This is a genomic window from Lacticaseibacillus nasuensis JCM 17158, assembly GCF_001434705.1.
In the GTDB taxonomy this organism is placed as follows: Bacteria; Bacillota; Bacilli; order Lactobacillales; family Lactobacillaceae; genus Lacticaseibacillus; species Lacticaseibacillus nasuensis.
Genome location: NZ_AZDJ01000001.1, coordinates 1 through 26,580, shown reverse-complemented (window position 1 = coordinate 26,580; position 26,580 = coordinate 1). Strand labels below are relative to the sequence as shown.

Annotated in this window: 27 protein-coding genes; 3 read left to right on the top strand and 24 right to left on the bottom strand. The window is 59.1% G+C overall.

Features of this window, described 5'->3' with window-relative positions:
• Positions 1-147: 147 nt before the first annotated feature.
• From sufB to FD02_RS00035, 21 genes are all read right to left on the bottom strand, one after another.
• Positions 148-1,584: a Fe-S cluster assembly protein SufB gene (gene sufB, locus FD02_RS00135; RefSeq protein ID WP_056949796.1), complete on the bottom strand. Its 1,437-nt coding sequence runs from the start codon at positions 1,582-1,584 to the stop codon at positions 148-150.
• Positions 1,577-2,017 carry a Fe-S cluster assembly sulfur transfer protein SufU gene (gene sufU, locus FD02_RS00130; RefSeq protein ID WP_056949795.1) on the bottom strand — a complete coding sequence of 147 codons (441 nt, stop codon included), beginning with the start codon at positions 2,015-2,017 and terminating at the stop codon, positions 1,577-1,579. The genes sufB and sufU overlap by 8 nt, the downstream gene beginning before the upstream one ends.
• Positions 2,004-3,200, bottom strand: coding sequence for an aminotransferase class V-fold PLP-dependent enzyme (locus tag FD02_RS00125; protein WP_056949794.1), 1,197 nt, complete (start codon positions 3,198-3,200; stop codon positions 2,004-2,006). The genes sufU and FD02_RS00125 overlap by 14 nt, the downstream gene beginning before the upstream one ends.
• Positions 3,193-4,209 carry a SufD family Fe-S cluster assembly protein gene (locus tag FD02_RS00120; RefSeq protein ID WP_191980317.1) on the bottom strand — a complete coding sequence of 339 codons (1,017 nt, stop codon included), beginning with the start codon at positions 4,207-4,209 and terminating at the stop codon, positions 3,193-3,195. The genes FD02_RS00125 and FD02_RS00120 overlap by 8 nt, the downstream gene beginning before the upstream one ends.
• Positions 4,190-4,957, bottom strand: a complete 768-nt coding sequence (sufC, locus tag FD02_RS00115) for a Fe-S cluster assembly ATPase SufC (RefSeq protein WP_056949792.1) — start codon at positions 4,955-4,957, stop codon at positions 4,190-4,192. Before sufC ends, FD02_RS00120 begins: the two co-directional genes overlap by 20 nt.
• 142 nt (positions 4,958-5,099) lie before the next feature.
• Complete coding sequence (locus FD02_RS00110; protein WP_054723047.1) at positions 5,100-5,786, bottom strand: methionine ABC transporter permease; 687 nt, start codon at positions 5,784-5,786, stop codon at positions 5,100-5,102.
• Positions 5,783-6,844, bottom strand: a complete 1,062-nt coding sequence (locus FD02_RS00105) for a methionine ABC transporter ATP-binding protein (protein ID WP_156408200.1) — start codon at positions 6,842-6,844, stop codon at positions 5,783-5,785. The genes FD02_RS00110 and FD02_RS00105 overlap by 4 nt, the downstream gene beginning before the upstream one ends.
• 21 nt (positions 6,845-6,865) lie before the next feature.
• A complete protein-coding gene (locus FD02_RS00100) occupies positions 6,866-7,693 on the bottom strand; it encodes a MetQ/NlpA family ABC transporter substrate-binding protein (RefSeq protein ID WP_054723045.1) in 828 nt (275 codons plus the stop codon).
• 371 nt (positions 7,694-8,064) lie between these two features.
• Complete coding sequence (locus FD02_RS00095; protein WP_082603258.1) at positions 8,065-9,210, bottom strand: FtsW/RodA/SpoVE family cell cycle protein; 1,146 nt, start codon at positions 9,208-9,210, stop codon at positions 8,065-8,067.
• A 77-nt stretch (positions 9,211-9,287) separates the two neighbouring features.
• Positions 9,288-9,506: a DUF2969 domain-containing protein gene (locus FD02_RS00090; protein WP_054723043.1), complete on the bottom strand. Its 219-nt coding sequence runs from the start codon at positions 9,504-9,506 to the stop codon at positions 9,288-9,290.
• A gap of 10 nt (positions 9,507-9,516) precedes the next feature.
• On the bottom strand, positions 9,517-9,759 hold the full coding sequence (gene yidD / locus FD02_RS00085; RefSeq protein WP_054723041.1) for a membrane protein insertion efficiency factor YidD: 243 nt from the start codon (positions 9,757-9,759) through the stop codon (positions 9,517-9,519).
• 10 nt (positions 9,760-9,769) lie between these two features.
• Positions 9,770-9,940 (bottom strand): DNA-directed RNA polymerase subunit beta, encoded by a 171-nt coding sequence (locus FD02_RS00080; RefSeq protein ID WP_054723039.1) that lies wholly within the window; start codon positions 9,938-9,940, stop codon positions 9,770-9,772.
• A gap of 13 nt (positions 9,941-9,953) precedes the next feature.
• Positions 9,954-10,943 carry a rod shape-determining protein gene (gene mreB / locus FD02_RS00075; protein ID WP_054723037.1) on the bottom strand — a complete coding sequence of 330 codons (990 nt, stop codon included), beginning with the start codon at positions 10,941-10,943 and terminating at the stop codon, positions 9,954-9,956.
• 155 nt (positions 10,944-11,098) lie between these two features.
• Positions 11,099-11,335 (bottom strand): DUF1146 family protein, encoded by a 237-nt coding sequence (locus tag FD02_RS00070; protein ID WP_054723035.1) that lies wholly within the window; start codon positions 11,333-11,335, stop codon positions 11,099-11,101.
• Position 11,336: 1 nt separating this feature from the next.
• Positions 11,337-12,905, bottom strand: a complete 1,569-nt coding sequence (locus tag FD02_RS00065; protein WP_054723034.1) for a helix-turn-helix domain-containing protein — start codon at positions 12,903-12,905, stop codon at positions 11,337-11,339.
• Between the two features lie 342 nt (positions 12,906-13,247).
• Positions 13,248-14,321, bottom strand: a complete 1,074-nt coding sequence (locus FD02_RS00060) for an ABC transporter substrate-binding protein (RefSeq protein ID WP_056949789.1) — start codon at positions 14,319-14,321, stop codon at positions 13,248-13,250.
• Positions 14,305-15,135: an ABC transporter permease gene (locus FD02_RS00055; protein WP_056949788.1), complete on the bottom strand. Its 831-nt coding sequence runs from the start codon at positions 15,133-15,135 to the stop codon at positions 14,305-14,307. The genes FD02_RS00060 and FD02_RS00055 overlap by 17 nt, the downstream gene beginning before the upstream one ends.
• Complete coding sequence (locus FD02_RS00050; protein WP_056949787.1) at positions 15,132-15,953, bottom strand: ABC transporter permease; 822 nt, start codon at positions 15,951-15,953, stop codon at positions 15,132-15,134. Before FD02_RS00050 ends, FD02_RS00055 begins: the two co-directional genes overlap by 4 nt.
• Entirely contained in the window at positions 15,953-17,041 is a 1,089-nt protein-coding gene (locus FD02_RS00045; RefSeq protein WP_056949786.1) for an ABC transporter ATP-binding protein, read from the bottom strand. The genes FD02_RS00050 and FD02_RS00045 overlap by 1 nt, the downstream gene beginning before the upstream one ends.
• 18 nt (positions 17,042-17,059) lie before the next feature.
• The gene (locus FD02_RS00040) at positions 17,060-17,599 is read right to left on the bottom strand and encodes a helix-turn-helix domain-containing protein (RefSeq protein WP_056949785.1); all 540 of its coding nucleotides are present in this window, start codon (positions 17,597-17,599) and stop codon (positions 17,060-17,062) included.
• 129 nt (positions 17,600-17,728) lie between these two features.
• Positions 17,729-18,361 (bottom strand): sugar O-acetyltransferase, encoded by a 633-nt coding sequence (locus FD02_RS00035; RefSeq protein WP_054723051.1) that lies wholly within the window; start codon positions 18,359-18,361, stop codon positions 17,729-17,731.
• 147 nt (positions 18,362-18,508) lie between these two features.
• Here FD02_RS00035 and FD02_RS00030 point away from each other — a divergent pair, with 147 nt between their 5' ends.
• The 3 genes from FD02_RS00030 (at position 18,509) to FD02_RS00020 (ending at position 22,197) form a co-directional block, all read left to right on the top strand.
• Entirely contained in the window at positions 18,509-19,186 is a 678-nt protein-coding gene (locus FD02_RS00030; RefSeq protein WP_054723032.1) for a TetR/AcrR family transcriptional regulator, read from the top strand.
• A 520-nt stretch (positions 19,187-19,706) separates the two neighbouring features.
• The gene (locus FD02_RS00025) at positions 19,707-20,657 is read left to right on the top strand and encodes a zinc-binding dehydrogenase (RefSeq protein WP_056949784.1); all 951 of its coding nucleotides are present in this window, start codon (positions 19,707-19,709) and stop codon (positions 20,655-20,657) included.
• Between the two features lie 145 nt (positions 20,658-20,802).
• On the top strand, positions 20,803-22,197 hold the full coding sequence (locus tag FD02_RS00020) for an MFS transporter (protein ID WP_056949783.1): 1,395 nt from the start codon (positions 20,803-20,805) through the stop codon (positions 22,195-22,197).
• Between the two features lie 63 nt (positions 22,198-22,260).
• Here FD02_RS00020 and FD02_RS00015 read toward each other — a convergent pair whose 3' ends face one another.
• From FD02_RS00015 to FD02_RS11230, 3 genes are all read right to left on the bottom strand, one after another.
• Complete coding sequence (locus FD02_RS00015) at positions 22,261-23,229, bottom strand: zinc-binding dehydrogenase (protein WP_056949782.1); 969 nt, start codon at positions 23,227-23,229, stop codon at positions 22,261-22,263.
• A gap of 37 nt (positions 23,230-23,266) precedes the next feature.
• A complete protein-coding gene (locus FD02_RS00010; RefSeq protein ID WP_056949781.1) occupies positions 23,267-24,067 on the bottom strand; it encodes a MerR family transcriptional regulator in 801 nt (266 codons plus the stop codon).
• A gap of 197 nt (positions 24,068-24,264) precedes the next feature.
• On the bottom strand, positions 24,265-26,580 hold a 2,316-nt coding region (locus FD02_RS11230; protein WP_162255558.1), incomplete at its 5' end, for a hypothetical protein.

Genomic DNA, 26,580 nt, shown 5'->3' with positions numbered 1-26,580 from the left:
AAAATAGTATTATCCATAATAATAGCCACCTGCATCTTCAAGATGTGGGTGGCTATTTCTATATACTTTGAAAAAATTTGAGGCAGATCCGTGGTAAGCCCGTTTCCCAGGCCTTATCCATAGTCTATTAGGCCCAGTGTTATACGACTAGCCGACGCTACCTTCCATTTCCATCCCAATCAGGCGGTTGAGCTCGACGGCGTATTCCATCGGCAACTCCTTGGTGAACGGCTCGACGAAGCCCATGATGATCATTTCGGTGGCCTTGGCCTCCGGAATGCCGCGACTTTCGAGGTAATACAGCTGCGCCTCGCTGACCTTGGAGACCTTGGCTTCGTGTTCCATCGCCGCGGTGGCGTTTTGGATTTCGTTATACGGGATGGTATCCGAGGTGCTTTGCTCGTCCATCAGAATCGTGTCGCATTCAACGTGGCAAAACGCGTTGTCCGCCTTCTTGGTGAAGCGCACGGTGCCGCGGTAGTCCACCGCCCCGCCGTCTTTGGCAATCGACTTGGAAACAATGCTGCTGCTGGTGTTCGGCGCATTATGGATCATGCGCGCGCCGTTGTCCTGATCGACGCCGGCGCCGGCCACGGCAATCGACAGCATTGTGCCGTGGGCGCCTTCGCCGTCGAGGTAGACGCTAGGATATTTCATCGTGGTTTTGGAGCCGAGGTTGCCATCGACCCACTCCATCGTGGCATTCTTCATGGCCTGCGCGCGCTTGGTTTCCAAGCTGTAGACGTTTTTAGACCAGTTTTGAATGGTGGTGTAGCGACAATAGGCGTCGTCTTTGACGAAGACTTCGACCACCGCCGCGTGCAGCGAGTCGCTGGAATAATTCGGCGCGGTGCAACCCTCGACATAGTTGATGTGGGCGCCGGGCTCGACGATGATCAACGTGCGCTCGAACTGACCGGTGTTTTCCGCGTTGATGCGGAAGTAGGACTGAATCGGCACGTCGGTTTGCACGCCGGCGGGTACGTAAATGAAGCTGCCGCCGGACCATACGGCGCCGTTTAGTGCGGCAAACTTGTTGTCGCTAGGGTGCACAAGGGTCCCGAAGTATTGGCGGACCAAATCCGGGTGCTCGCGCAGTGCCGAGTCCATGTCCATGAAGATGATGCCGAGGTCGTCGAAGTCTTTTTTCATGTTGTGATAGACGACTTCGGATTCGTATTGGGCGCTGGCACCGGCGAGGTACTTGCGCTCGGCTTGCGGGACGCCGAGGCGATCGAAGGTCTGCTTGATCTCCGGTGGCACGTCGGCCCAATCGCGGTAAGTTTTATCCGTCGCCTTTTGGAAGTACAACATGTGCTCGAGGTCCAAGGCGGAAAGGTCTGGGCCGAAGTTCGGCATCGCAAGTTTTTGGTAGGTGTGAAAACTGGCCAGGCGAAAATCCAACATCCAGTCGGGCTCGCCTTTTTCCTGGCTAATGGTGCGCACGGTGGCTTCGGTGAGGCCACGGCCAGTGGAGAACACCGGGGTGATGTCGTCCTTGAAGTCGGCGGGATTGTCCGTCGGGAGAAAATCGACGGCCGCCGCGACGGTTTCGTTATTCTTCGTATTCTTGGTTTCAGTCATCTGTTGCTCCTTCCACCGCCTGCGCGGCCGCCTTCCAGGCCAACGTGGCGCACTTCACCCGCGCCGGAAACTGGTGCACCCCTTTGAGAATCGCCGCGTCGCCAAGCTGGTCCTCGCGCGGGTCGCTGCCATTGATCACCAAGTCGGAAAAAATCCCCACCAGCTCCGGAATCTCACTGAGCTGGCGGCCGATGATTAAATCGGTCATCAAACTGCCGCTGGCTTGCGAAATCGTGCAACCGGACCCGGAAAACTTCGCGTCGGTGACGCGATCAGCCGCTACCTGCAGCTGCAAGGTCAACACGTCACCGCAGCTCGGGTTGCGCAAGGTCACGCTACGATCCGGGGCGGATAGCTTACCGTGATGCCGCGGGTGGTAGGCTTCGTCCAAAATCACCTGGCGGTACAATTGATCGAGTTTAGTGAGTGCCATGGAAAAACCTCCCTGCTGTTGCCACCGCCGTGGTCAATGCCGTCACGTCGGCTGCCGTATTATACGGGCCAAAGCTGGCGCGCACGGTCGCCGGCACGCCGAGGCGGGCCATGAGCGGCTGCGCGCAGTGGTGCCCGGCGCGCACGGCGATGTGTTGCTCGTCGAGAAACGTCGCCAAGTCGTGCGGATGCACGCCGGCCAGGTTGAAGCTGACGATGGCCACGCTGGCAGCCGACCCATACAACGTGATACCAGGAATTTCGCTTAACCCGGTGCGCAACGCCGTCACCAATTCGGCCTCGTGAGCCGCCATGGCGCCGCGGTCCTGCTGGCCTAGCCAGGTCAAAGCCGCGCCTAACCCGTAGATGCCGGCGATGTTCGGCGTGCCGGCTTCAAACTTTAACGGCACCGGCGCCCATGTCGACTCAGCGTCTTGCACCTCATCGATCATTTCGCCGCCGAATTGCACCGGCGGCATTGCTGACAGCAACGTCGACTTGCCATACAACACGCCGATGCCGGTGGGCCCGAAGACCTTGTGGCCCGACCAGGCGTAAAAATCGGCATCCGTGGCGCTGACGTCAACCGGCAGGTGCGGCACTTCCTGGGCGCCGTCAACGACGAGATAACCGCCAACGGCATGAACGGCCTGGGCGATTTTCGCCACGTCGACGCGGGTGCCGGCGACGTTGGTCACCGCCGCCACAGCCACCAACTTGGTTTGCGGCGTGATCGACCGCAACAGCGCGGATTCATCGAGGTCGCCGCTTGGGGTCACCGGGGCGACGCGAAAGGTCGCGCCGGTGCGCTTGGCCAGCTGCTGCCAGGGAATAAAATTGCTGTGGTGCTCGGCGCCTGAAACCAAAATCTCACTGCCGGGCCCCACGACCTGTGGCCCGAAGCTTTGCGCCACCAGGTTTAACCCATCGGTGGTGCCGCGGGTGAAGACGATGTTGGCGGCTTCCGGCGCGTGCATAAACGCCGCGACTTGCGCACGAATGGCCTCGTAGCGCTCGGTCGTGTTATAGGCCAGCGTGTACAACCCGCGGTGGACGTTGGCGTTGCTATCCCGATAATAAGCCGTCAAGGCGGTGAGCACGGCCTGCGGTTTTTGACTGGTGGCCGCGGAATCGAGATAAATTAACTCGGGATGGGCGGCAAAAAATGGAAATTCTTCACGCATCTGCATTCACCAGCGTTTCATCAATTGTCTGGAACAACTCGGCCTTCAGCGCCGGGTCGGTAATCTCCGCCAGCCCCGCCTCGAGAAAACCGCGAATCACCAGCCGCTTGGCGGTGTCCTCGCGTAGCCCGCGGCTCATCAAATAATACAGCTGGCGTTCGTCGACGCGCGTCACCGACGCCGCGTGCCCGGCGGTGACGTCGTTTTCGTCGATGAGCAGAATCGGGTTGGCATCGCCGCGGGCGTGGGGCGACAACATCAAGACGCGGTTTTCTTGCTGGTTGTCGCTGCCGCGAGCGCCGTGAATGATGTGGCCGATGCCGTTAAAAATCAGGTGGGCGTGGCCGGTGATCACGCCGCGCTGGTTAATGTGGCCGACGGTTTGCCGGCCATCATTGGTCATTGCCGTGACGTAGCCGACGTGTTGCTTGCCGGCAGCCAACACCCCGACGTTCACCGTCGCCTTGGCGCCGGTGCCGATTAAATTCGCCGCAATCAACGTGGCGCCGCTGGCCTGGGTGAAGCCGGCAGTAGTCCAATTCAGCGTCGCGTGTGCCGCAAGGTTCGCCGTGCGCTTCACCAGCGCCGTGGTGCTGGTCATCGCGTCATAGGTCAGCCAGTTGACCGTGGCATCGGCAGCAACGTCGAGCACCACCCAGATGCCGAGGTGCTCGCCGCTGGTGCGCCAGCGTTCTTCTAATGCCACCGTCGCGCCGGCTTCGACAATCACGTGCACAATCCCGCCAGCATAAGCCGCGCCAGTCAACACGACGGCCTGGCCGGTGTAGTGCGCCGGAATCGTCACCGTGGTCACGGCCGAATCGCCGCCCACTAGCCAATCCTCCAGCGCATCCGTCGGTTGTGGTGCCGCCACGTTCGTGCTGACGGTGACGGCCGGGTCGGCCGTCACCGTCACCGGGGTCCTCGCCACGTCTTTAGCATTCGCCAAATAGCGCCGCAGCGCAATTTTTGGCGTGTTGGGCATTGGGTTAGGCATTGCCAACACCACCCTTAAGGTGCTCGTAGCCGGTTTTCTCCAGCTCCTTGGCCAGGTCCGCCCCACCGGTTTCAATAATCTCGCCGTCTTTCATCACGTGAACGAAGTCGGGCACGATGTAATCGAGCAGGCGCTGGTAATGCGTGATAATCAGGCTGCCAAATTCGGGGCCGCGCAGCGAGTTGACCCCTTTAGACACGATGCGCAAGGCGTCGATATCCAGCCCGGAGTCGATTTCGTCCAGCAAGGCAAAATGCGGCTTGATCATCATCAGCTGCAGGATTTCGTTGCGCTTTTTCTCCCCGCCGGAAAAGCCTTGGTTCAAATAGCGGTCGGCCATGTCCTCAGGCATCTCCAAGGTGGCCATGGTAGCGTCGAGTTCCTTCAGAAACTGCATGATTGGCACCTGGTCGTCGTCGGCGCGGCGGGCATTGATTGCCGCGCGAATAAACTCGGCGTTGGTGACGCCGGCAATTTCCGCCGGGTACTGCATGCCGAGAAACAACCCCAGGCGCGCGCGGGCGTCGACGGGCATGTCGAGCAGGCTTTGGCCGTCGATGCGAATGTCACCTTGGGTCACTTCGTAGGCGGGATTGCCCATGATGGTTTCCGCCAGCGTCGACTTGCCGTTACCGTTGGGGCCCATCAGCGCGTGAATCTCGCCGGTGTGCACCACGAGGTTGACCCCGCGCAGAATCTCCGGGTGGGTTGGTTCAGCTTTGACCTTGACGTGCAGGTCGGTGATTTCTAATGTTGTCACAGCCATTCCTCCGTTTCGTTACATTCATTGTACGGCAAGCAATTGTGTGCGGCAAACAGGAATTGTAACCGCTCACTCGCTTGTTTAGCATACCATAATGAAAACGGCTGGCTGCCGAAGCAACCAGCCGTTTTGCGTGAAGTTAATGATGCGTCTTGCGCGCCAGCAGGTCCCCGATAAACTGCACGAGGAAAACCAGCACGAGGATGAAGATCAAGGCGACCCACACCACGTCGTTTTGGTAGCGCTGGTAGCCGACCGCGATGGCCAGGTTCCCCAGGCCGCCGCCGCCAACCGCCCCGGCCATGGCGGTGAGGCCGATGGCGGAGATGATGGTGAGCACGGACACGCGGATCAATTCGGACAAGCCTTCGCGCAGGTACACGCGGAAGGTGATGCCCAGCGGCGAAATCCCCATCGATTCGGCCGCTTCAATCACGCCGGGGTCCACGGTGAGCAACGCATTTTGCACCTGCCGGGCATAAAACGGCGTGACGCCGGCGACCAGCGGCACCAACGCGGCGGTCGGGCCGATACCGGTGCCGACAATCGCGCGGGTGAACGGCGTCATCACGGCGAGCAAAATAATAAACGGCACGGCCCGGAAAATATTCACGAGTTTATCGAGGATAAAGTACACCGGGTCGTTTTGCAACAGGCCGTGTTGGTCGGTGAGCACCAACAAGATGCCGATGATCAGGCCCAAGATGCCGGCGCACACGGCGGTGACTAGGGTCATGTACAGTGTTTGTTGGATGGCTTGCACCACCCCGTTATCGCCGGTCCAAATCGGCACGACGTTAGGGAAAAACTTTTCGATCCAACTCATGAGTTGGCCACCTCCTTTGGGTCAATGGGTTGCACGGTGACATCGTTGGCCTTCAGGTAGGCGAAGGTGCGATCGAGATCCGCCGGCGCGCCGGACAACACGATGATCAAGTTACCAAACGGCGTGCCTTGCAGAATCTGAATGTCGCCGAACAAGATGTTGGCCACGACGTTATATTCCTTGTACAAAGTGGCCACCAGCGGCTGGTCGGTGCTGTCGCCGACATAGGTCAGGCGCACCAGGCGATCGGTGGGCTTGAGGTTTTGCACCGCCGGCTGGGCGACGACGCTTTTCAGCGCGGCGTCGAGTTGGATGGTGGTATCGATGAAGTCCTTGGTCAGCTGCTGTTGCGGCTGGGCGAAAATCTGTAGCAAGTCGCCGCGCTCGATGATGCGCCCTTCGTCCATCACCGCCACGCGGTTACAAATCTGCTTGACGGCTTCCATTTCGTGGGTGATCAACACGATGGTCAACCCGAGTTTCTCGTTCAACGACTGCAGCAAGTCGAGAATTGCGCTGGTGGTTTTCGGATCCAAGGCGCTGGTCGCCTCATCGGAAATCAGGATCTCGGGATCCGAGGCCAAGGCGCGGGCGATGCCGACGCGCTGTTTTTGCCCGCCGGACAATTCGGCGGGATAGGCGCCGGCGCGGTCGGCCAAGCCGACGAGGTCGAGCAAGTCGGCCACCTTTTTGGCAATCTCGGCCTTGCTTTTGCGGCCGCGCAACGGAAAGGCGATGTTGTCGGCGATGGTGCGGCTGTTCATCAAGTTGAAGTGCTGAAAAATCATGCCGATCCGGCGGCGCTCCAGGCGCAATTGCTTGGGCGTTAACGCCAGCATGTCTTGGCCCAACACCGTGACGGCGCCGCTAGTTGGGCGCTGCAACAAGTTGATGGTGCGCACCAAGGTGGACTTGCCGGCGCCGGAGTAGCCGACGATCCCATAAATGTCGCCGCGGTTAACGGTCAGGTCGACGTGATCGACGGCGTGCACGCTCCGTTTTTTCTCGACGAAATTCACGTCGACTTGCTTCAATGTAATGACGGATTCTGCCATGATTTGCCTCACTTCTCTGATTGATTAAAACTTGTAGTCCCAAGCCGGTACCGTGGAGCCCTTGTAGTACTTGTTCAACAGCGTGGCGGTGCGCTTGGTTTGGTAGGCCTTGACGATTTTCTGGTAGGTCTTGTTCTTGGCGTCGGCCTTGGACTTGGCGGCGATGAAGTTGATCCACGGCTTGGAGGCCTTGGTGATTTTCTCGGTGGCGATGGCGTCTTTTGGCACCAGCTTGGCGGCCGCGGCGATGTCGTTGTTGACGATGGCGGCATCAACGTCCTTCAGGCTGCGGGCGGTTTGCGCCGCGTCGAGCTCGGTAAACTTCAGGTTCAACTTGTTCGTCTTGATGTCGCGAATCGTTGGGTTGGCGACGCCGGCCTTGATCGTAATCAAGCCGTTTTGCTGGAGCAACAGCAAGGCGCGCCCTTCGTTAGAGGCGTCATTCGGCACGGACACCGTGTCGCCTTTCTTCAATTCCTTCAGCGACTTGATCGAATCGGAGTACGCGCGCATCGGGCCGATGTAGGTGTTGCCGATGCTGACGATGTGATCGCCATGCGCCTTGTTCCATTCGTTCAAAAAGGCGTGGTGTTGAAACGAGTTCAGCTGGATGTCGCCGTCTTCCAGCGCCTGGTTGGGCCGGTTGTAATCGGTGAATTCCACCAGCTTGATTTGGACATTTTGTTTCTTCAGGCGAGTCTGAATGTCTTGCCAGATTTCCTTGTCGTTGCTCATGATGCCGACCTTGACGACCTTGTCCTTGCTGTCGCTAGTTTTGTTGCCGCACGCAGCGAGGGTCAATACGGGCACGGCCACCAACGCGACCGTTGCCAATTTTTGCCAAAATTTCATATTGTGTCTCCTCCTTCAACTTCGATACTGACGGCGTGAGCAAACAAAAAACCGCTTCTAACAACGTTAGAAGCGGTTGCCCGCGGTACCATTCTAATTCGGCGCACAAGGCGCCCTCAGTAACGGGTCCATCAACCCGTGTCCAAGATAATGGTTGGCAGCCATTGCAGCCTTACCCGCAGGTTCGGTGCACCGATCCGTGAGCCATCTTCGACCGCGCTGCCTGCCCTGCTCTCAGCCCACCAGGTTTTCTGTTCAGGCGCACGCGATTTACTCTCTCACATCGTTCGTTTGTTCAATGAATTGACCTAAGATTACCGACAACGCCGCCCATTGTCAAGCGGAAAAATGAGATTCTTGCCATTTTTCGCTTAACGCGACGCAAAGCCTTCGTCCTCGCGGCTGAACATGTAGGTCGTGTAGTGGTACCGCATCGACAGCACCATCCCCACCGATAACATGTTGGCCAACAGGAACGACCCGCCTTGAGAAATAAACGGCAACGGAATCCCGGTCAGTGGCAACAGCCCGATGTTCATGCCGATGTTTTCAAAGACGTGAAACAGGATCATCATGATGACACCGGTGGCGACATAGGCGTAGAATTCGTTTTTCGTGTCGAACACAACGCGAATCATCTGGTAAATCAGCAAGAAGTACAACAAGATCACCACGGCGCAGCCGATGAAGCCAAACGCCTCACCGATAACCGAGAAGATCATGTCGGACTCGCGCACGGGCACGGTCACCTTGATGCCGCCAAACCCGCGCCCGGACAGCTGGCCGGACCCGATGGCCTTCATCGATTGCCACAGCTGAAAACTGGTGTCGGAAGTCGATGCCGACGGATTCAACCACGCGTCGATGCGGGAAAACTGATAAGCCTTAAAGCCGATGTGTTCCAGCAGGTGGCGACCCCAGGTTTGCGTCACCAACATGATGGCGGTGGTGCCGACTCCCGCCGCGGCGACGGCAATCGGCGCGATAATCTTCCAGGTCACGCCGGACACCAACAAGACCCCGGCGAAAATTGCCAGGAACACCAGGCTGGTCCCGAAGTCGTTTTGCGCCTGCAGCAACAGAATCACTGGCGCCGTCCACAGCAACATCGTGCCGATCAGCCGCCAGTCGTTGCCGGTAGTGTGCGGACACTCGGCGTTGTGGTTGGTGACGACGCGGCCGAGCATCAAGATGTAGGCGGGCTTCATCACCTCGGAAGGCTGAAAGGTGAAGCTGCCGAGGCTGAACCAGCTTTTCGCGCCGGTTTTATACGCGACGGTGCGGTCATACCCGAACAACACGACAAACAATAGCACCAAGCCGAGACTATACAACGCCGGGGCGATGCGCCACAGCTGCTCGCCGTCAAAGCGCATGACGAAGAAAATCCCGATGCCGCCGATGACATACCACACCGCCTGCATCATCATTGCGTGCCCCGGCGTGCCGACGGTGCTCGACGTGTCGTGTTGCACCGCCAGGTAAATGGCGACCATGCCGATCAACGCCAGCAGCATCACCGATAAAATAATCCCGTAGTCGACGCGGTCACCTGATTTTTCTGAATGCAAAATGCACCCTCCAATCCACCTGCTTAGTGGTGCAGGTGATAATCGCTGATCAAGAAATCGACGGCGTCATCCATGGTCTTGAAGTGGTTCGGCTGACTGCTGCCATTCAGATACGCGATGAACTTCGCGTCCACTTCCTCGATGTAGCCAATTTCGTATTTGCCCACCGTGAGCACGGACACGGTGTGGCCGTTTCTGGTCACGTCGTTTTGGTTCACGGTGATTTTCTGGTCTTTTGCCATAGTTACTCCTTTATGATTCCGGATTGCGCCGCAGCGAGAAGTGATCCGGCACCTTGTCGATGCCGCCGCGGACAAACGGGTTGCACCGCAAAATCCGCGCGCTCCCCATCAAGAAGCCGCGCACAAAACCAAACTTCTGCAGCGCCGTCAGCATGTAACTCGAACACGTCGGGTAATAGCGACAGCTCGGCGGCAAGAGCGGCGAAATAAACCGCTGATACCCGCGCACGAGCCAAATCAATACGGTTTTCATGACCGAACCTCTATTTCAAAAAGTCGGCGATGTGACCCCAGGTGCTCGGCAGGAACACCTTCAGCGGGTCGCCGCCGCCGATGCCGTAGCCGATCATCGCGCCGATCATCACGGCAATCAGGGCGATGACCAGCCACAGCAGGACTTTGCGCACCACGCGCCAGGCATATTGTGAACTCACGGCGCACCTCCGATTAATACTGCTTGTGGTGGGCGATATTATCCAGCAACACGCCGGTGCCCAGCGCCACGGCGTCCAGCGGATCGTCGGCCAACAGCACCGGCACCTTCAACTCGTGGGCAAACAACTTGCTGATGCCGCGCAAGAGCGCGCCGCCACCGGTCAGCATGATGCCGCGGTCGATAATGTCCGCGGAGAGTTCCGGCGGCGTTTGTTCCAAGACGTCCTTGGCGGCGGCGACGATTTGCATCATCGGGTCGTGCAAGGCCTCGGCGACTTCGCTGGCGCTAACGGTGACCTCGCGCGGCAAGCCGGTGGCGATGTCTCGGCCGCGGACCTCGATGGTTTTCTCCGGGTCGGCTTCGTACACCGCGCCGATTTGGATCTTGATCTGCTCGGCGGTGTGCTCACCAATCAACAACTTGTGCTTATTCTTGACGTAGCTGGCAATCGCCGCGTCCATCTTGTCGCCGGCCAGGCGCAGCGAGCGGCTGGTGACGATTTCGCCCATCGACAGCACCGCAACATCCGACGTGCCGCCGCCGATATCGATGACCATGTTGCCTTGCGGTTGAAAAATATCCAGACCGGCGCCAACTGCGGCGACCTTCGGCTCAAATTCGAGGTAGACGCGCTTGCCCCCGGATTTCTCCGCGGCTTGGATGATCGCCTTTTGCTCGATGCTGGTGACGTTGGTCGGCGCGCAGATCAAGATGTTCGGCTTGGAAAAGGCACCCTTCACGTTCAGCTTGTTGATGAAGTATTCCAGCATCGCCTCGGTGATGTCGAAATCGGCGATGACGCCATCTTTCAGCGGCCGAATCGATTTGATGTTACCCGGCGTGCGGCCGACCATTTTGTAAGCTTCCGTGCCCACCGCCAGCACCTTGCCGCTATGCGTGTCCACCGCCACCACGGATGGCTCGTTGAGCACGATGCCCTTGCCTTTGACGTTAATGAGGACATTCGCCGTGCCCAAGTCGATTCCGATATCTTTCGCCATGATAGTCTCCCTTATTTGTACTCAAGAATGAATTATAGCATAGAGCCTACGCCTTCGCGAACCGCGCCGGGGCCGCAAAAAGGCCGAGTCGCGCGGCTCGGCCAACAAAATGATTTTCAGAAAAATAGTTTAACGCAATCGCAAACTTTGCGGTACTAGCGCAACAACAGCGGCAAGGCCCGCGCCGAGCTGATCAGCGACAAGAAGAACTCGCTGACCAAATATCCCAGCGCGATGGCGATGAACACCATCAACAACTGACTTTCCCGCACGTGATTCGGCCGCAGGAACTTGTCGAACCGCACCGCGGTCAACAGGCGGAAGCTGATCATGATGAAGACAAAGTGCGAAATCAACGTCACCGCCCCGGACAGGCCTAATCCTTGCGTCATCTTACGCCTCCTCGATTTGGTCTAACCACAGCTGGCGCAACAAGGCAAACAGCCGGCCGAACAAATCGCTGCTGGCGTTCAGGTGCCACTGGAAGAAAACCGCGTTACCAAGCTGCTCGGGTGACACCGGCACCGACGCGGCTTGAATCACGACGTCGGCGGATTCGATTGGTGAATCCGGCGGCAACACCGTGACAAACGGCTGCATCAGCAAAAACGTGTACAAGTCGACGTACCCCAGCGCCGTTTGCTCCATCAGCGGCAAGACTTTAACCGTTTGCTTCGGCTGGTAGCGCAAGGTGAGCTGGCGCAAGTTATCATAGAAGCTTTGCGTCAGCACCGGAATCAGCGGGGCAAATTGGTGGGTCAGCGGGCTGGTGGCGACGACGTTTTCCAGCGTCTGTTGCACCTTGCGCCGCAGGTCCGGATCCTCCGGTGCGGCCGCCACGGTTTGACTAAACGCCCCGGCCAACAAGGCACCTAGGTCGACACCAAAGGTCAAGGTGCTCACGGTGATGGCCAACAGGTTGGCCAATAAAATCGCCCGGGCGCTGGCCGGCAGGTGTTGCGCGTCAAACATCGGCGATGGCAGCTTGTCCAAAAAGTCGGTGACCAGCTGCGACAGCTCCGGGTTGTAGCGGCCAAAACGGGCCAAGACATCCGCGGCCGCCGTCGACTCCGGGGTCACAAACATCGGCGCAAAGTTGGTCAGGAAATACGCGTAGGCCGATTCGCCCAGCTGGGTTTCCTCCGTCAGCTTCGGCAGCGGCAAGTCGCCGCCAAACTGGCGCGATAACTCCGCGTACAGATTCGGCACCGGATAATTCAGCACCTGCTCTTCGGCTTGGTAATCGACGCAATGCCCCTGGCGAATCCGTTGCACCGCCACGGCCAAGTAATACGCGGCCACTTCGCGGCTCACCGGATTAACGGCAGAGACATCAAACGTATCAAAAATCATGTCCGCTGCCCGCACCACCGTGTCGCGATCCAGCGTGAACGGCCACACCGCACCATCCGTCGCCAGCCAAAACGCCAGCGTCAATAAAATCCGCACGCGGCGCTCGTCGCCGGTGATGCTCATCCCCTCGTAATGTAGCCGCACCCCCACGGCGCTGGACAGCGCGCGCAGCGGCTTGAGGTGGCGCAGCATCGTCACCTTCGACGTCGCCTGCGCGGCCAAGAAATCATCCGAGCTATCGTAGGTTTGCGCCAAGACGGCCTGCAAAAACGCGTAAGGATTCCCCTGCTCGACCAGCGCAAACCGCACCCGCCCCGCCGGCACGTTAAACAGTTGCGCCGCCGGACCCTCTTCGTCTGGCACCAGCGTTTTCAACAACGCCACAAGGTCGTTGTACATATTATAAATACTGCCGTAATTCCGCCCGGCGTTGGCCGCCAGTTGCCGCAGATTAATCTCGGACACGGCTAAGCTATGGTTACGGTAACCCGCCAACCACTGCGCCGTGGATAATTGCACCGTACTGGCCGCTTGGATCCGCTGGTAGAGATCATAGCGGTCATACGAAGATGCGGAAAGAAAAATATCGTCTCGAACCCGGTTGCTCATGTCTACTCCTTTTGCACCACGGCCACCTGCTGGCGCGGCATCCCCCAACGCCGTGCCAGCTGCCACGGATCAATCGCATGATTGAATTTGCCGGCAGCCGGGCCACTCCACCCAACCAACCGGTACTCAAACATTGTAGCATGCCTTAGCGAAAAACGTGCTGTCAGAAGTGACTAGTTCCACCCATTTTTCAATCAAAGTGTGATATTTAGTAGAATTTTAGGCTGGTGAGAGCGCAAAGCGAGGGAATGTGGGGAATATTTGGCGAAATCTTTGGTCACAAAAAGAGCACCAACCCGCCATTTCCGGCAGTTCGGTGCTCCTGGTCACGCGTCAACACGCTCAGTTTCTAAACATCTTAAATTCCAAAAACAAATCATTGTAGAGCCCAACCGTTTTCGGCGCGAGGTCCTTATAGACTTCGGACTTGTCGACGACGCTTTGCAGCGGGTAGAACTGCTTGTCGTTGCGCACGGACTTTGGCAACAAGGCCTTGGCCTTGTCGTTTGGCGTGGCGTAGCCGACGTAATCGGTGTTTTGCGCCGCGTTTTTCGGATTATTCATGAAGTTCAAAAAGGCGTAGATGGCCTTGAAGTGCTTGGCGGTCTTGGGAATGACGAGGTTATCGAACCACAAGTTACTGCCTTCGCTCGGCACGACATAATGCAAGTGCGAGTTGTTGCTCATCATTTCGCTGGCTTCGCCGGACCAATCGACGGCGATGGCGGCTTCGTTGTCGGCCATGTACATCTTGATTTCATCGGCGACGACGGCTTTGACATTCGGCGACAGCTGATCGAGCTTGGCCTTGGCCGCCTGCAGCGTCGGCGCGTCAGTGGTGTTCATCGACTTGCCGAGGCTGACCAGGGAAAACCCGAGGATGTCGCGGGCGGAATCTACCAGCATGATGTCGTTGCGGTACTTCGGCGACCACAAGTCGTCCCAGTGCTGAATGGCGCCGGGCTTGACGAACTTGTCGTTATAAATGATCCCCAGCGTCCCCCAGAAATACGGGATGCTGTACTTGTTGCCGGGATCAAAGGGCTGGTTCAAGAAGCTCTTACCGAAGTTGTTCATCCCGGTGAGCTTAGACTTGTCCAGCGGAATCAGCATGTTGGCCTTTTTCATCTTCTCGATCATGTACTCGCTGGGCACGGCCAGGTCGTAGCTGGTGCCGCCTTGCTGAATCTTGGTGTACATGGCTTCGTTGGAATCGAAGGTCTCGACGTTGACGTGATAGCCGGTTTGCTTTTCAAACTTAGTGATTAAGGCCGGGTCGATGTAGTCGCCCCAGTTGTACAGGTTTAGCGTGTTATCGCCGGTGGCGCCTTGGGTTTGCTGCAGGTGGTTGGACCATGCCGCTAGCCCCAACACCACGGCGAGAATTGCGATGGCCATGCTAATGAGCCGCTTCATTCAACTTCGCCTCGCTTTCCGCCTTGTGACTGGCCTTGCGCCGCGCGCTGCCTTGCTGGATGAAATAATACCCCACCACCAGCAGCAGCGCGAAGACAAACATCACGCCAGACAACGCGTTGATTTCCAGATTAATCCCTTGCCGGGCGCGGGCGTAGATTTCCACGGCCAGCGTCTGGAAGCCATTGCCAGTGACGAAAAAGGTCACGGCAAAATCGTCCAGCGAATAGGTGAAGGCCATGAAGAAGCCGCTGAGAATCCCCGGCGCGATGAAGGGCATGATCACCCGGCTGAGCACCTGGGCGTTGCTGCTGCCGAGGTCGCGCGCCGCGTCGAGCATCGTCTGCCGCATTTCCTGCAGCTTGGGCAACACCATCAACACGACAATCGGAATGGAAAACGCGATGTGGCTGAGCAACACGGAGCCGAACCCGAGGGGAATCTTCAGCGCCGTGTAGAAAATCAGGAAGCTGGCGCCGATGATGACGTCGGGGCTGACCATTAAGATGTTGTTCAGGCTGAGAATCGTGTTTTTCACCACCGGCCGGCTGGTGCGGTGGATGCCCAAGGCGCCAAGCGTGCCGATCATCGTGGCGATGAGGCTCGATAACAGCGCCAATAACAGCGTATCGATGACGATTTGAATCATCCGCGTGTCGGCGAATAAGTCGGCGTAATGCCGCCAGGTGAAGCCGTGGAAGTTGGCCATGGTGTCACCGGCCGAGAAGGAATAGGCAATTAAATAAATGATGGGCACGTACAAGATAATGAAGACCAGGACCAGGTACAGGCTGCCCCATTTGCGCGTTTTCATCGTAAGCTCCCCCGTTTCTTCCGTTCACCCGTGAGGAACATGATGATCACCATCGCGACGATCAACACGACGCCGATGGTCGACCCCATCCCCCAGTTCATCGTCACCAGGAAGTGTTCCTCGATGGCCGTGCCCAGCGTGATAACGCGATTGCCTCCGATCAGGCGGGTCAGCATGAAGAGGCTCAGGCTAGGAATGAACACCGCCTGCACCCCGGCCTTCACGCCGCTCATGGTCAGCGGCAGGATGACTTTCGTGAAGGTTTGCCAGCCCGTGGCGCCGAGGTCACGCGACGCGTTGACGAAGCTTTCGTCCAGCTCCTCGATGCCATTAAAAATCGGCAGGATCATGAACGGAATTTCGATATACGCCGCCACAAAGATAAAACTAAAATCGGTGAACAGGAATTGTTGTGGCGCGATGCCAAAGAACCCCAAGAAGGTGTTCACCCCGCCGTCTTGGCTGAAGATGCCGATGAAGGCGTAGGCCTTCAGCAGCAGGTTGATCCAGGTCGGCAGAATAATCAGCAATAGCCACAGCTGCTTGTGCTTGGCGTAGTGCAGCACATACGCGGCGGGATAGGAAATCAACAACGTGACGACGGTGATAATGAAGGCATACCACACGGAATTCACCGTCATCAGGATGTAGGTCCCGGAGCTAAAATACGTTTGATAATTGGCCAGCGTCAGGTGCCCGCTGATGTCAAAAAACGATTGGTAAACAATTAATGCCAGCGGCGCAATGACAAACAACCCCAGCCACAACACATACGGGGTGTAAAACAGCGCGTTGGTCCCAGATGATTTCTTCGCCATTAGTCGTCCTCGTAGCTTTCCAACCGCGCGTCGAAGTCCTCCTCGGATTCGTTCAGCCGCATGACGTGAATATCCTCGGCGTCAAAGGTCAGGCCCACCGTGTCGCCGTCCTTGGCCGGGTTCGTCGAGTGAATCAGCCACTCGTTTTGCGCCGAATCATAGGCGACGATTTCGTAATAATCCCCGCGGAACAGCTGGGTGTCCACCTTGACGCTGACCTTGCCATTGCCGATGGTGGTGATGTCCAGATCCTCCGGCCGCAGCACGACTTCGACTGGTTCGTTGGGCCGCATCCCCGCGTCGGCACACTCGAAGGCCTGGCCGTTGAATTCCACTAAGAAGTCCTTGAGCATGTGGCCGGCCACGATGTTGCTTTCCCCGATGAAGTCGGCCACAAAATGGTTGATCGGCTCATCATAAATATCCACCGGCGTGCCGGATTGCTGAACCTCGCCGTCGTTCATGACGAAGATTTCGTCGGACAAGGCCAAGGCTTCCTCCTGGTCGTGGGTCACGAATAAAAAGGTGATGCCCAGCCGCTCCTGCAATTCGCGCAGTTCGTATTGCATGTCCTTGCGCAGCTTGGCGTCTAGCGCAGACAGCGGCTCGTCTAGCAGCAACACCGCCGGCTCGAGCACGATGGCCCGGGCGATGGCGACGCGCTGCTGCTGGCCGCCGGACAACTCGGAGATTTCGCGGTCCGCGTAGCCCGCCAGCCGCACCATTTTCAGCGCCGCTTCGACGCGAGTTTGCACTTCGGCCTTCTTGAGCTTTTGAATCTGCAGGCCATACGCCACGTTGTCGAAGACATTCATGTGCGGAAACAGCGCGTAGTCTTGGAATACCGTGTTGACCTTGCGCATGTTGGCCGGCACGTCGTTGATTTTCTTGCCGTCGAACATGATGGTGCCTTCGGAGACGTCTAAAAAACCGGCGATGGCGCGCAAGATGGTGGTTTTGCCGCTCCCCGACGGCCCGAGCAGCGTGTAAAACTTGCCGCGCTCCAGCTCGATATTAATATCCTTGAGCACCACGGTGTCGCCGTAGCGCTTGCTGACGTGTTGCAATTCAATGATCGGTTCAGTCATGTGTCCATTTTCCCCCGATTATAAGTATGATGCCGTCGCCACCAGAATGACCCGACTGGCGCCCTTGGCCGCGTTGACGATCTGGTGTTGTTGATTGGCGTGAAAATAAATCGTTTCCCCGGCCTTGGCCTCGTGGCGCGTGGTGCCGAGCACCAGCGCCACCGCCCCTTTCACCACGAAGATGAAGGTCTCGGCGGGACTGGGCTCAAAAGTCTTGAAGCTGCCGCCTGGCGCGAAGTCGATACACACCGGCTCCATTTCGTTCTCGTTGCTTTCCGGCACCAGCCAGCGCAGGGTGTAGCCGCGCTCGGCGTCGGTGAACTCGGTTTGATCCGCCACCGGATACACTAGCTGCGGCCTGCGCTCTTCGGTGAAGAACTCCGCCGGGCTTTGACCCAACACGTTCAACAAGTCGAAAAACGTCTCCATCGACGGCGAACTTTGGTTGTGCTCGAGCTGCGAAATGTAGCCCTTGGTCAAGTCGACGCGCTCCCCGAGCTCCTCTTGCGTCAAGTTCTTGCGAATGCGTAAGTCGCGTAGCTTACTGCCAATATCCACGGCGCCACCCCCCTTTAGTCGGTTACGTTAAACTAAACATTAAGTTTAGTATCCTCGCCAATTATAACGGGTGATTAGAAAATTGCAAGCAAAAAGGTGACTCAACAATGAATTGTCAAGTCACCCTGGTTACTGGTGCGGATTGTCAGTGGTAGCGGGGGTTGCCGAGTCTTCCCGCCACGCCCAATACTCCTCAGCTTCCTGTTGCCAGCGCGCCCGGTCCGCTTCGCCGATTTCGCGCAGCACGCGGGCGGGATTGCCCACCGCCACGACGTTATCGGGAATGTCGTGGGTGACCACCGCGCCGGCGCCGATGACGACGTTGTTGCCGATAGTCACGCCGGGCAGCACGGTGACGTTGCCGCCGAGCCAGGTGTTGTTGCCGATGACGATGGGCTTGGCGAATTCCAGCAGGCTCACCCGCGTTGCCGCGTCGATTGGGTGCCCCGCCGTTAGGAGATTGACGCGCGGCCCGATTTTCACATTGTCGCCGATGGTGATCCAATTCGTGTCGAGAAACATGGCGTTGGCGTTGCAGTAAAAATGGTTGCCAATCTTGATGTGCTTGCCGTAATCCACCTCAAACGGCGGCTGCACGTATAAATCCGGGTGGGTGCCGGCGAACAGCTTCTGCTCCAAGGCGATGATGCCGGCCAAATCGTCTGCCGGCAGTTGGTTGATGCGCTGCACCAGGCGCTTGCCCGGCCACTCGCGGTTGGCCTGTTGAATGCGGTCGGTAATGTACAACTCGCCGGCGAGCATCCGGTCATATTCTGGGTCCTTGCTCACAATTTTGCCTCCAATTCTTCTACCGCCACGATACGCCCCGCGCCGGGCCTGGTCAACGCACCTTATTCGTTGCAAATTTTTGCGCTTCTGCGTATGCTGGCGAAAAAAGGAGGTGGCGTAATGCGCACACCCGGAAGCATCGCCCTCACCTCTGCCTTGCGCAGCCAGCGCCGCACCATGATCGACGCCGCCACGCTGGCGTTTTTGAAGGAACAGCCCGCCGCCGCGTTGACCTTCAAGGCGCTGGAGCAGCTCACCGGCCTCAACCGCCGCGCCTTGTTGCGTGTCGTCCACAGCAAGGCCGAATTGTTAATCGCGGTGTGGTGGACGGAATATGAAAGATGGTGCAGCGCGCTGGTCAAGGCGATGGTGCCATACAATGAAGACAAAATTCGCCAGCTGCTGATTCGCTACATTCGCGACGAGCCGGCCTTCCACCACCTGCGCGCCGCGTTGTACCCGGTCATTTTGCCGGCGTTATCGGCGCGCCTGCGCACCGATTGGCAGGCCAGATTCGATCAGCTCAGCGCTAAAACCGGCGCGGAACTCGATGCCGGCGTCACGTGGCTGGTGCCTGGCGACGGCATCGGGTTGGTGGCGGTAATCGAAGGCGCGTTAGCCGCCGAGCAAACGCGCATCACGTTTATCAATGTGGGCGACCCACCACCCGACGTGCATCTAGAATGGGTGACGCGCTTTGTGCTCGCCGCCTTGGCTGGTTTGCAGAGCCAAGCCCCGCGGCGCAAAACTGCCGCAGCCAAGCACCGATTAAGCAAATGGGGCAGCGCGACGCCGTGACGAAAAATCTGGCGCGCACAGGCTGTGCGCGTTCGGTAACGGGCTAATCAGGGGTAATTGTCGGGAGCTTGCATAATCATTTAACCTTCGGCGAAATCTTGCATATTTGCGATTTATGCCCAGGGTGTTCTTTTCGGCCGCTGGCGCTTGGGGGACATGGGCGCAAGGTCGCTTTTTAGCTGTTTGACGCGCTGTTAAAAGTTGAATACACCCGCTTGACCGGTAACTGTCCACTTGGCGCGCACTCAGCGCGCCAACTTTTTTGCTAGGAACGCCGCTAAGTCTTGATGGACCGGCATTTATTCGCGGTTTAAGCGTTAAAGAACACCCTGGGCATAACCGGTTTTTGTTCACGATTTACGTCCCAGTGTCCGCCATTGATGAACAGTTCTGACGGCTCACTTTTGTTGGCCGTCATCCGTTGGGCCAGAGCAAAATGGCCCATTCGGGTTTGGCGCGAGGAGGTTGCAGCGCACAATCGTTAGCACTAGACTTTATTCAGCACCTGCAGGAGGTCATGATGAAAGCAATTGTGTTGCACCACCCCGGCGACGCGTCCGCGTTGTCCTATGAAGACGTCCCCACCCCAACCGTTAAACCCGGCTGGTCGCTGCTAAAGATTAAGGGCTTTGGCATCAACCGCTCCGAGATCTTTACGCGCAACGGCTGGTCGCCCAGCGTGCACCTGCCGCGAATTCTCGGCATCGAAGGCGTCGGCGTCATCGCCGACACCACCGATCCCGCGCGCTTGCCGGTGGGCCGGCGCGCCATTTCGCTGATGGGCGGGCTGGGCCGCGAGTTCGACGGCAGCTACGCCGAATACGCGCTGATTCCAAACGCGCAACTCTATCCCGTGACGACCAAATTAAGTTGGGCGGAGCTGGCCGCGGTGCCGGAAACCTGGTTCACGGCGTACGGCTCGTTGGTCAACCTGCGCCTCACCGCGCAAGACGATCTCCTCATTCGCGGCGCCACCAGCGGCGTCGGCGTGGCGGCGGCCAAACTGGCTAATGCCCTCGGCGTCCACGAGGTCATCGGCAGCACCCGCAACCTGGCCAAAACCGCTTCACTGCAGACCGTAGGCGTCGCCAGTGTGGTCGCCGATGTCGCCGGAAAGCTGCAGGCCCAGGCGCCAATCGCCGACAAAATCCTCGAGCTGGTGGGCCCGGCGACCCTGACAGATTCGCTACGGGTCCTGCGGCCAGGCGGGATTTGTTGCGTCACCGGCGAGCTTGGCGGCGTGTGGTCGGCGGATTTTTATCCGATTAGCGCCTTGCCCACTGGCGGCTACCTCACCGCCTTTCGCTCCGAAGGCGTGAGTGAGGCCAAGGTGCAGGACTTGCTGGCGCTCATCGACGCGCATCACCTGGCTGTCGCGCCCCGCAAAACCTTCACCTTGGCGGACACCGCCGCGGCCCAAGCGGCGCTGGACGCGCCAGACAGTTTTGGCAAGGTGGTTGTACTGGTATGACCGCCACCCATCATGCCCCGGGCGAATTTTTGCCGGCGGGAGATTCTGCGGTAAACTGAACGTGTTCGCCTGAGGATTGTGATCGTCGCACCTAGATGGCATCACTCAGTGCAACCCCACAATCTCACTAAAGGTGGTTTCTGTTATGCCAGAACCAACACTGTCTCGCCAAAGCCAGCTGGCCATTTTAGCGGCCGGCCTTCTATCGTTTATCGGCATCTTGGTGGAAACGTCGATGAACGTCACGTTTCCCACCTTGATTGCCACGCTACACGTCAGCCTCGCCACCGTGCAGTGGCTGACGACGGCCTACCTTTTGTTAGTCACCATCGTCATGAGCGCCACGGCCTTCGTGCTCAAACGCTTCAGCTTTCGCGCGCTGTTTTTCTTTGCCGCCAGCATGAGCCTGCTGGGCACGCTGGTGGCAATGTTGGCGCCGAATTTTGCGCTGCTGCTGCTTGGGCGGCTGCTGCAAGCCGTCGCCACCGGACTTTCGACGCCGTTAATGTTTCAATTGGTGTTCACCCGCGCGCCGCTGAATAAACTCGGGTTGTATACCGGGTTTGCCAGCATCATCATTTCGCTGGCGCCGGCGCTAGGACCCACGTATGGCGGCATCGTCACCAGCCTGTGGTCGTGGCGCGCGATTTTCGTCGGCGTGTTGCCGCTGTTGCTGATTGCCACGCTGATCGGCGCGTATGCGATTCACGGGCCGGCCTTGGGTACCCGCGGCCAGGCCTTCGACGGCTTAGGACTAGCGTTGTTGGCCGTAACTTTCGGCAGCCTCGTGCTCACCGCCAACATGGCCGGCACGCATGGTTGGCTCAGCGGCCAGTTTGGCGCGCTGCTCGCCGGCGCCGTGGTCTTGATCTTGGTGATGGCCTGGTATGCCCGGCACGGCCGGCGGCGCCTGTTCGACTACCGAATTCTCGGCAACGCCGTCGTCCGCCAGCGGCTGTTGCAATATTTTGGCCTGCAATTCATCAACATTGGCCTGTCCTTCGTCTTGCCGCTATACGTGCAAGACGTGCTCGGCGCCAGCCCGATGAGCGCGGGGCTGATGATGCTGCCCGGGGCGCTGATCGGGGCCATCGTCGCGCCATTGGCCGGGCGGAGTTATGACCGCATCGGCGCCGCGCCGCTGTTGATTCTCAGCGCCAGCCTCGCCGGGGCCGCCATGGCGCTATTTGCCGGCTTCACCGGCCACCTCACCGTCGGCCTGATTGCCTTGTTGTACACCCTGTTGCGCATCGGGTTTAACACCGGCTTTGGCACCGCGGTATCCGACGCCAGCCTGCAGGTGACCGGCCCGCAAAAAGCCGATCAAAACGCGATGTTTAGCATGATGCAGCAATTCGCCGGGTCGCTGGGCACTAGCCTGATGGCCGCGGTGATTGCCGCGCGTGCCTTGCACAGCAAGCCCATGGCCGCCACCATCAGCGGCAGCCGCGCCGATTTTCTCGGTTTGCTGGGGCTGGCCGTCGTGATCCTGCTGAGTGCCGTGGTGATAGCCAAGCGGCAAGCAGCCAACAATCAGTAAATATGGCCAACGCAAAGGCCCGCGCCGATAAATTATTGGCGCGGGCCTTTGCCGATTCTTCTATTAATTGGCTAGCACCACCACGTGCTTGCCGACAAAGTGGCCGGACTCGAGGTTCGTCTGCGCTTCGCCGACCTGCTCGAGGCCGTGGTACACCTTGGCAACCGGCACCTCAAGTTCGTGCGCCGCGACTGCCTTCAGCACCCGGTCGAATAGCTCGGCCGGCAGGTCACGGGCCTCCCCGGCGTAACTGGTCAGCGTTTTGCCTGAGGGAATCATGAACGGCGAGAAGTGATCAATTTCCCAGCCACCGGCGAGGCCGCCGGTGAAGCAAACGCGCCCGCCTGCCCGCACCGTGGCAAACGTGTCAAACAGCGTCGTGGTGCCCACCAGCTCAAGCGCCTTGTCGACGCCCGCCGGCAGCTGGGCGGCGAGCTTACCGTCATCGATCAAGACCCGCGCGGCGCCGAGCGCTTTGAGCTTAGCGACTTTTGCCGGCTTGCGCGTCGTGGCAAACACTGTGGCGCCAAGCATTTTGCCTAACGCGATGCTCATCAACCCAACTGTCGACGAGCCGCCGCGCACCAGCACGCTTTCGCCGGCTTGCAGATTCAAGCCGACGTGCAGCGAGCCATACGCGGTTTGCAGCATTTCCGGCAAGGCGCCGACCAGCGACCAATCGAGGTTAGTCTTGAGCGGAATCATCGCGGTGTGCGGCACCAGGCAATACTCGGCATAGGTGCCGTCGATGGCGCGACCGAGGCCGCCCATCATCATCGCCACTTGCTGGCCAACTTGGTACGGCGAGTCCGGCGCCGTGGCGCTGATCACGCCGACGCCTTCGATGCCAAGCACCCGCGGATAGTGAAAATCGCCATCCGATTCGCCCTTGCGGCTAGTGACCTCCGATTCGTTGACGCCAAACGCTTTGACCTGGACGACATCGTGGCCGGCCACCGGCTGCGGCGTCGGTAGCGTCACCGACTTCAAGGCACTGGCCGGCACTGGTTCACTAATTTGAATTGCTTGCATCTGTGAATTTCTCCTCATTGATAACCCTAGGCTGGCCTTACGCCAACGCGTACGCCAACCAGCCGAATTTCGTGGCGCCATGCGTGACCAAGGCGTCCCCGGCGTTGAGCTGCCACAGCACCGGTTGCGGCTGCAGCGCTTGCGCTTGGCAATACGCCTGCAACGCGCGCAGGCCGCGGTCGATACCGGCTTGCGTATTTTCCACCCACACACGAACGTACCGCCCCGCCGGCCGTTCCAGCTGCGGAATATACGGCTCGTCTGCGTGGTGAGTCGTGGCCTTGAGAATGCGAAACGACGCGGCCATGTAGCCGCCGGGATTGGTCACCGGCAAATCCGTGATGAATCCGGACGTCTCGGTGTCTAACAGCGCCGCGGCGCCGAGCTCCCGGTAAAACTCGGCGAACAGCGTGGCGATTTCTGCTTCTGTGCAATCCACCGCCTTGCGCGAACACCAATACGTGGCGGCCGGTAACGCCGTGACCACCGGTTGGTACGGCTGCGGCGGGGCCGCGGCGGTTTGCGCCGCCAAGCGTTGCGCCAAGATCGCCTGAATGTGCTGAAGCTGCGTGAGTTGCCCGGTGATTTTGCTTAGCGCTTGTTGCAACTCCGGCTGGGATTGCTGACTGCCGGCTTGAATCGCCTTAATCTGCGCCAGCGACAACCCGACGTCGCGCAGCCCCAGGATGGTCAGCAACGCGTAGACCTGGTTATAATCATAATAGCGATAACCCGAGGCGCTTTTCTTCACGGGTTGAAAAACGCCTTGTTCATCGTAGAAAATCAACGTGCGCCGCGTCGTGTTGGCTAACTTCGCCATTTCACTGATTTTCAGCATGTCCCTACCCCTTCCATGATTGTGCCGTGACGTGACAGCTAAGCTCGGCTGCCGAATCACCTCACCAACATGCTGAGTATAAACTATCACGTGACGTGACAGTCAAGCCTACTCGAGGCAAAAATAAATCCGGGCCGCCCGGCGCTAACGCGTGGGTGACCCGGATCGATTTTTACTGACTGGTTCATTCGGTGCGGCTAGTCAGTATCGTCACGCCGCTTCTTGGCGTAACCCAGCAGCCTAAACAGGCTGAGGACCGCGACGCCGATCATCCCGGCAGGACTCGTGGCATCGCCGGCGGCTGGCAGGTTGGCCTGACTCTGCGGAGCCGTTGGCTGGCTGGTTGGCGCCGGCGTTGCCGCCTTGGCCATCGCCGCCTTAAGCGCGGCGATGGCACTTTGCAGCTGCGCGGTGGTCGCCTGGCCAGCGGCCGCAGCGCGCTTCACCTGCTCGTATTTCGCCATGGCCGCGGCCACAGCGGCGTTACCGGCCCGCTTTGCCGCATCAGCCAGCTGATCGCCGGACTTGATGGCAGCTTGGCGCGCCGTGGCAGCGTTGGTCACCGCATTTTGCAACGCGTCGGCTGCGGCTTGGAGCGCCGCGGTGCTGGCTTCGTTGTTGGCGGCTGCAGTTTGCACAGCCTTGAAGTGAGCCAACGCTTTTGCTACGGTTGGTTCTTGCGCCACGCCCTTGGTCGTCGCCTGCTTGGCAGCAGCGGCGCCAGTGGCGGTCGCCGTTGCGCGCGCTTTCGCCGCGGCGGTCACTGCGGCTTGCAACGCGGCAGTTGCCTGCTGAATCGCGGTGGTGCTGCTCGTTGGCTCGGCAAGCAGCGCGTCACGCGCGGCTTGAGCCTTGGCCACCGCATCATCCAGCGCATACGGCGCGGTTGGCACGGTCACGGCCCGAGCCGCCGTCGCTGCGTCGATGGCGGTTTGCACCGCCTTGGCCGCGGCCGCCACTTCGGCAGACGTCTTCGTTTCGGCGTCGGCGCCGGCGACTGTGTCGTGGTAAGCCTTGATTGCGGTGGCAACGTCACCGTCTTGGGCCACCCCGGCAGTTGTCGCGCCGGCGACCGTATTATCGCCTGCCGTTTCGGCGGCGTCACGGTCAGCCTTTGCCTTGGTGATGGCGGCGTTGTAGGCCTGCGTGGCAGTGGTAATCTCATCGGTTGAACTCGTCGGCTCGGCCAAAATGGTTTGGAGCTTGGCCTTCACTGCCGCGAGCGCGGGCTCATTACCTACCGGGCTGGCCGGTTGGGCCAACGCCGTTTTCGCAGCGGTATTCGCCTGGTTCGCATCAGCGATGGCCTGTTGCACGGCTTGAGCCGCGGTGGCGACTGCCGCCGTCGTGGCCGTGCCAGCATCGGCCGCCTTGACCACATCATTGTACGCAGCAATAGTCTTGGCGACGTCGGTATTCTGGTTGACCCCATCAGTTGTGGCCTGGCTGACCGTCGAATCTCCCGTGGTCTTGGCAGTATCGCGGGCCGTCTTGGCGGCGCTGATGGCGTTGTTGTACTTGGTGACGGCGTCGTTAATCGCAGTCGTGGCACTGGCTGGATCGGCCAGCAGGTCTTGCAGTGCAGCCTTGGCGGTCGTTACCGGCGCCTCGTTGGCAACGGGCTGAGCATCTTGTGCCAGGGCCGTCTTCGCCGCGGTGTTAGCTTGCGTCGCGGCATCGATTGCGGCTTGCACGGCTTGCGCAGCCGCATTAACTTCGGCAGTCGTCGCTGCGGCGTTGTCCGCCTTGCCAACCACCGTCGTGTAGTTGGCGATAGCCGCGGCAACATCGGTGTTGGCGGCGACGCCAGCGGTTGTTGCCTTGGCGACAGTGGCCGCGCCGTTATCGGTGGCGCTGGTCCGCGCCGCTTTAGCGGTGGAAATGGCATTGGTGTAAGCCGTTGCCAAAGTGCTTAACTGGTCATTTGGCGTCGTCGGATCGGCTAAAGCTGTGGCCAAACTGGTCTTCGCTGCGCTGACCGGTGCTTCGTTGCTAACCGGGTCGGCCGCTTGGTTCAATGCGGTCGAGGCTGCAGCTTTAGCCTGGTTGGCAGCAGCGATTGCTGTTTCTAGGGCATGGGTGGCCGCGGTGATAGCCGCGGTCGTGCCGTTGTTCGCAACCGCCGATGCTTGGGCTGTGGTCAGGTCGTTTTGGGCCTGAAGCACGGCTGGGTTTTGCGCCAGCTCAGGCGTGACTTTCGCCAACGTCGTCGTAGCGTCATCGTCAGCAGTCTTACGTAGCGGTGCCGCAGTGTTGATTGCCTGCGTCAACGCATCAATGGCCGCTTGTTTGTCCGCGGTCGCGGTGGTTGGCTTTAACGCCGCGATGACGGTTAAGGCCGTTGCGACATCTGGTTCTTTGCTGTATGGGCTGGCAGTGGTGGCGGCGTTCTTGATTGCATCATCCACCGTGTTGGCAGCTGTGACCGCTTGAGTCAACGCGTTCGTCGCCGCGGTGATTGCCGCAGTGGTCCCTTTGTCTTGTTCAGCATTATCGAGTGCTGTTTGGAGATC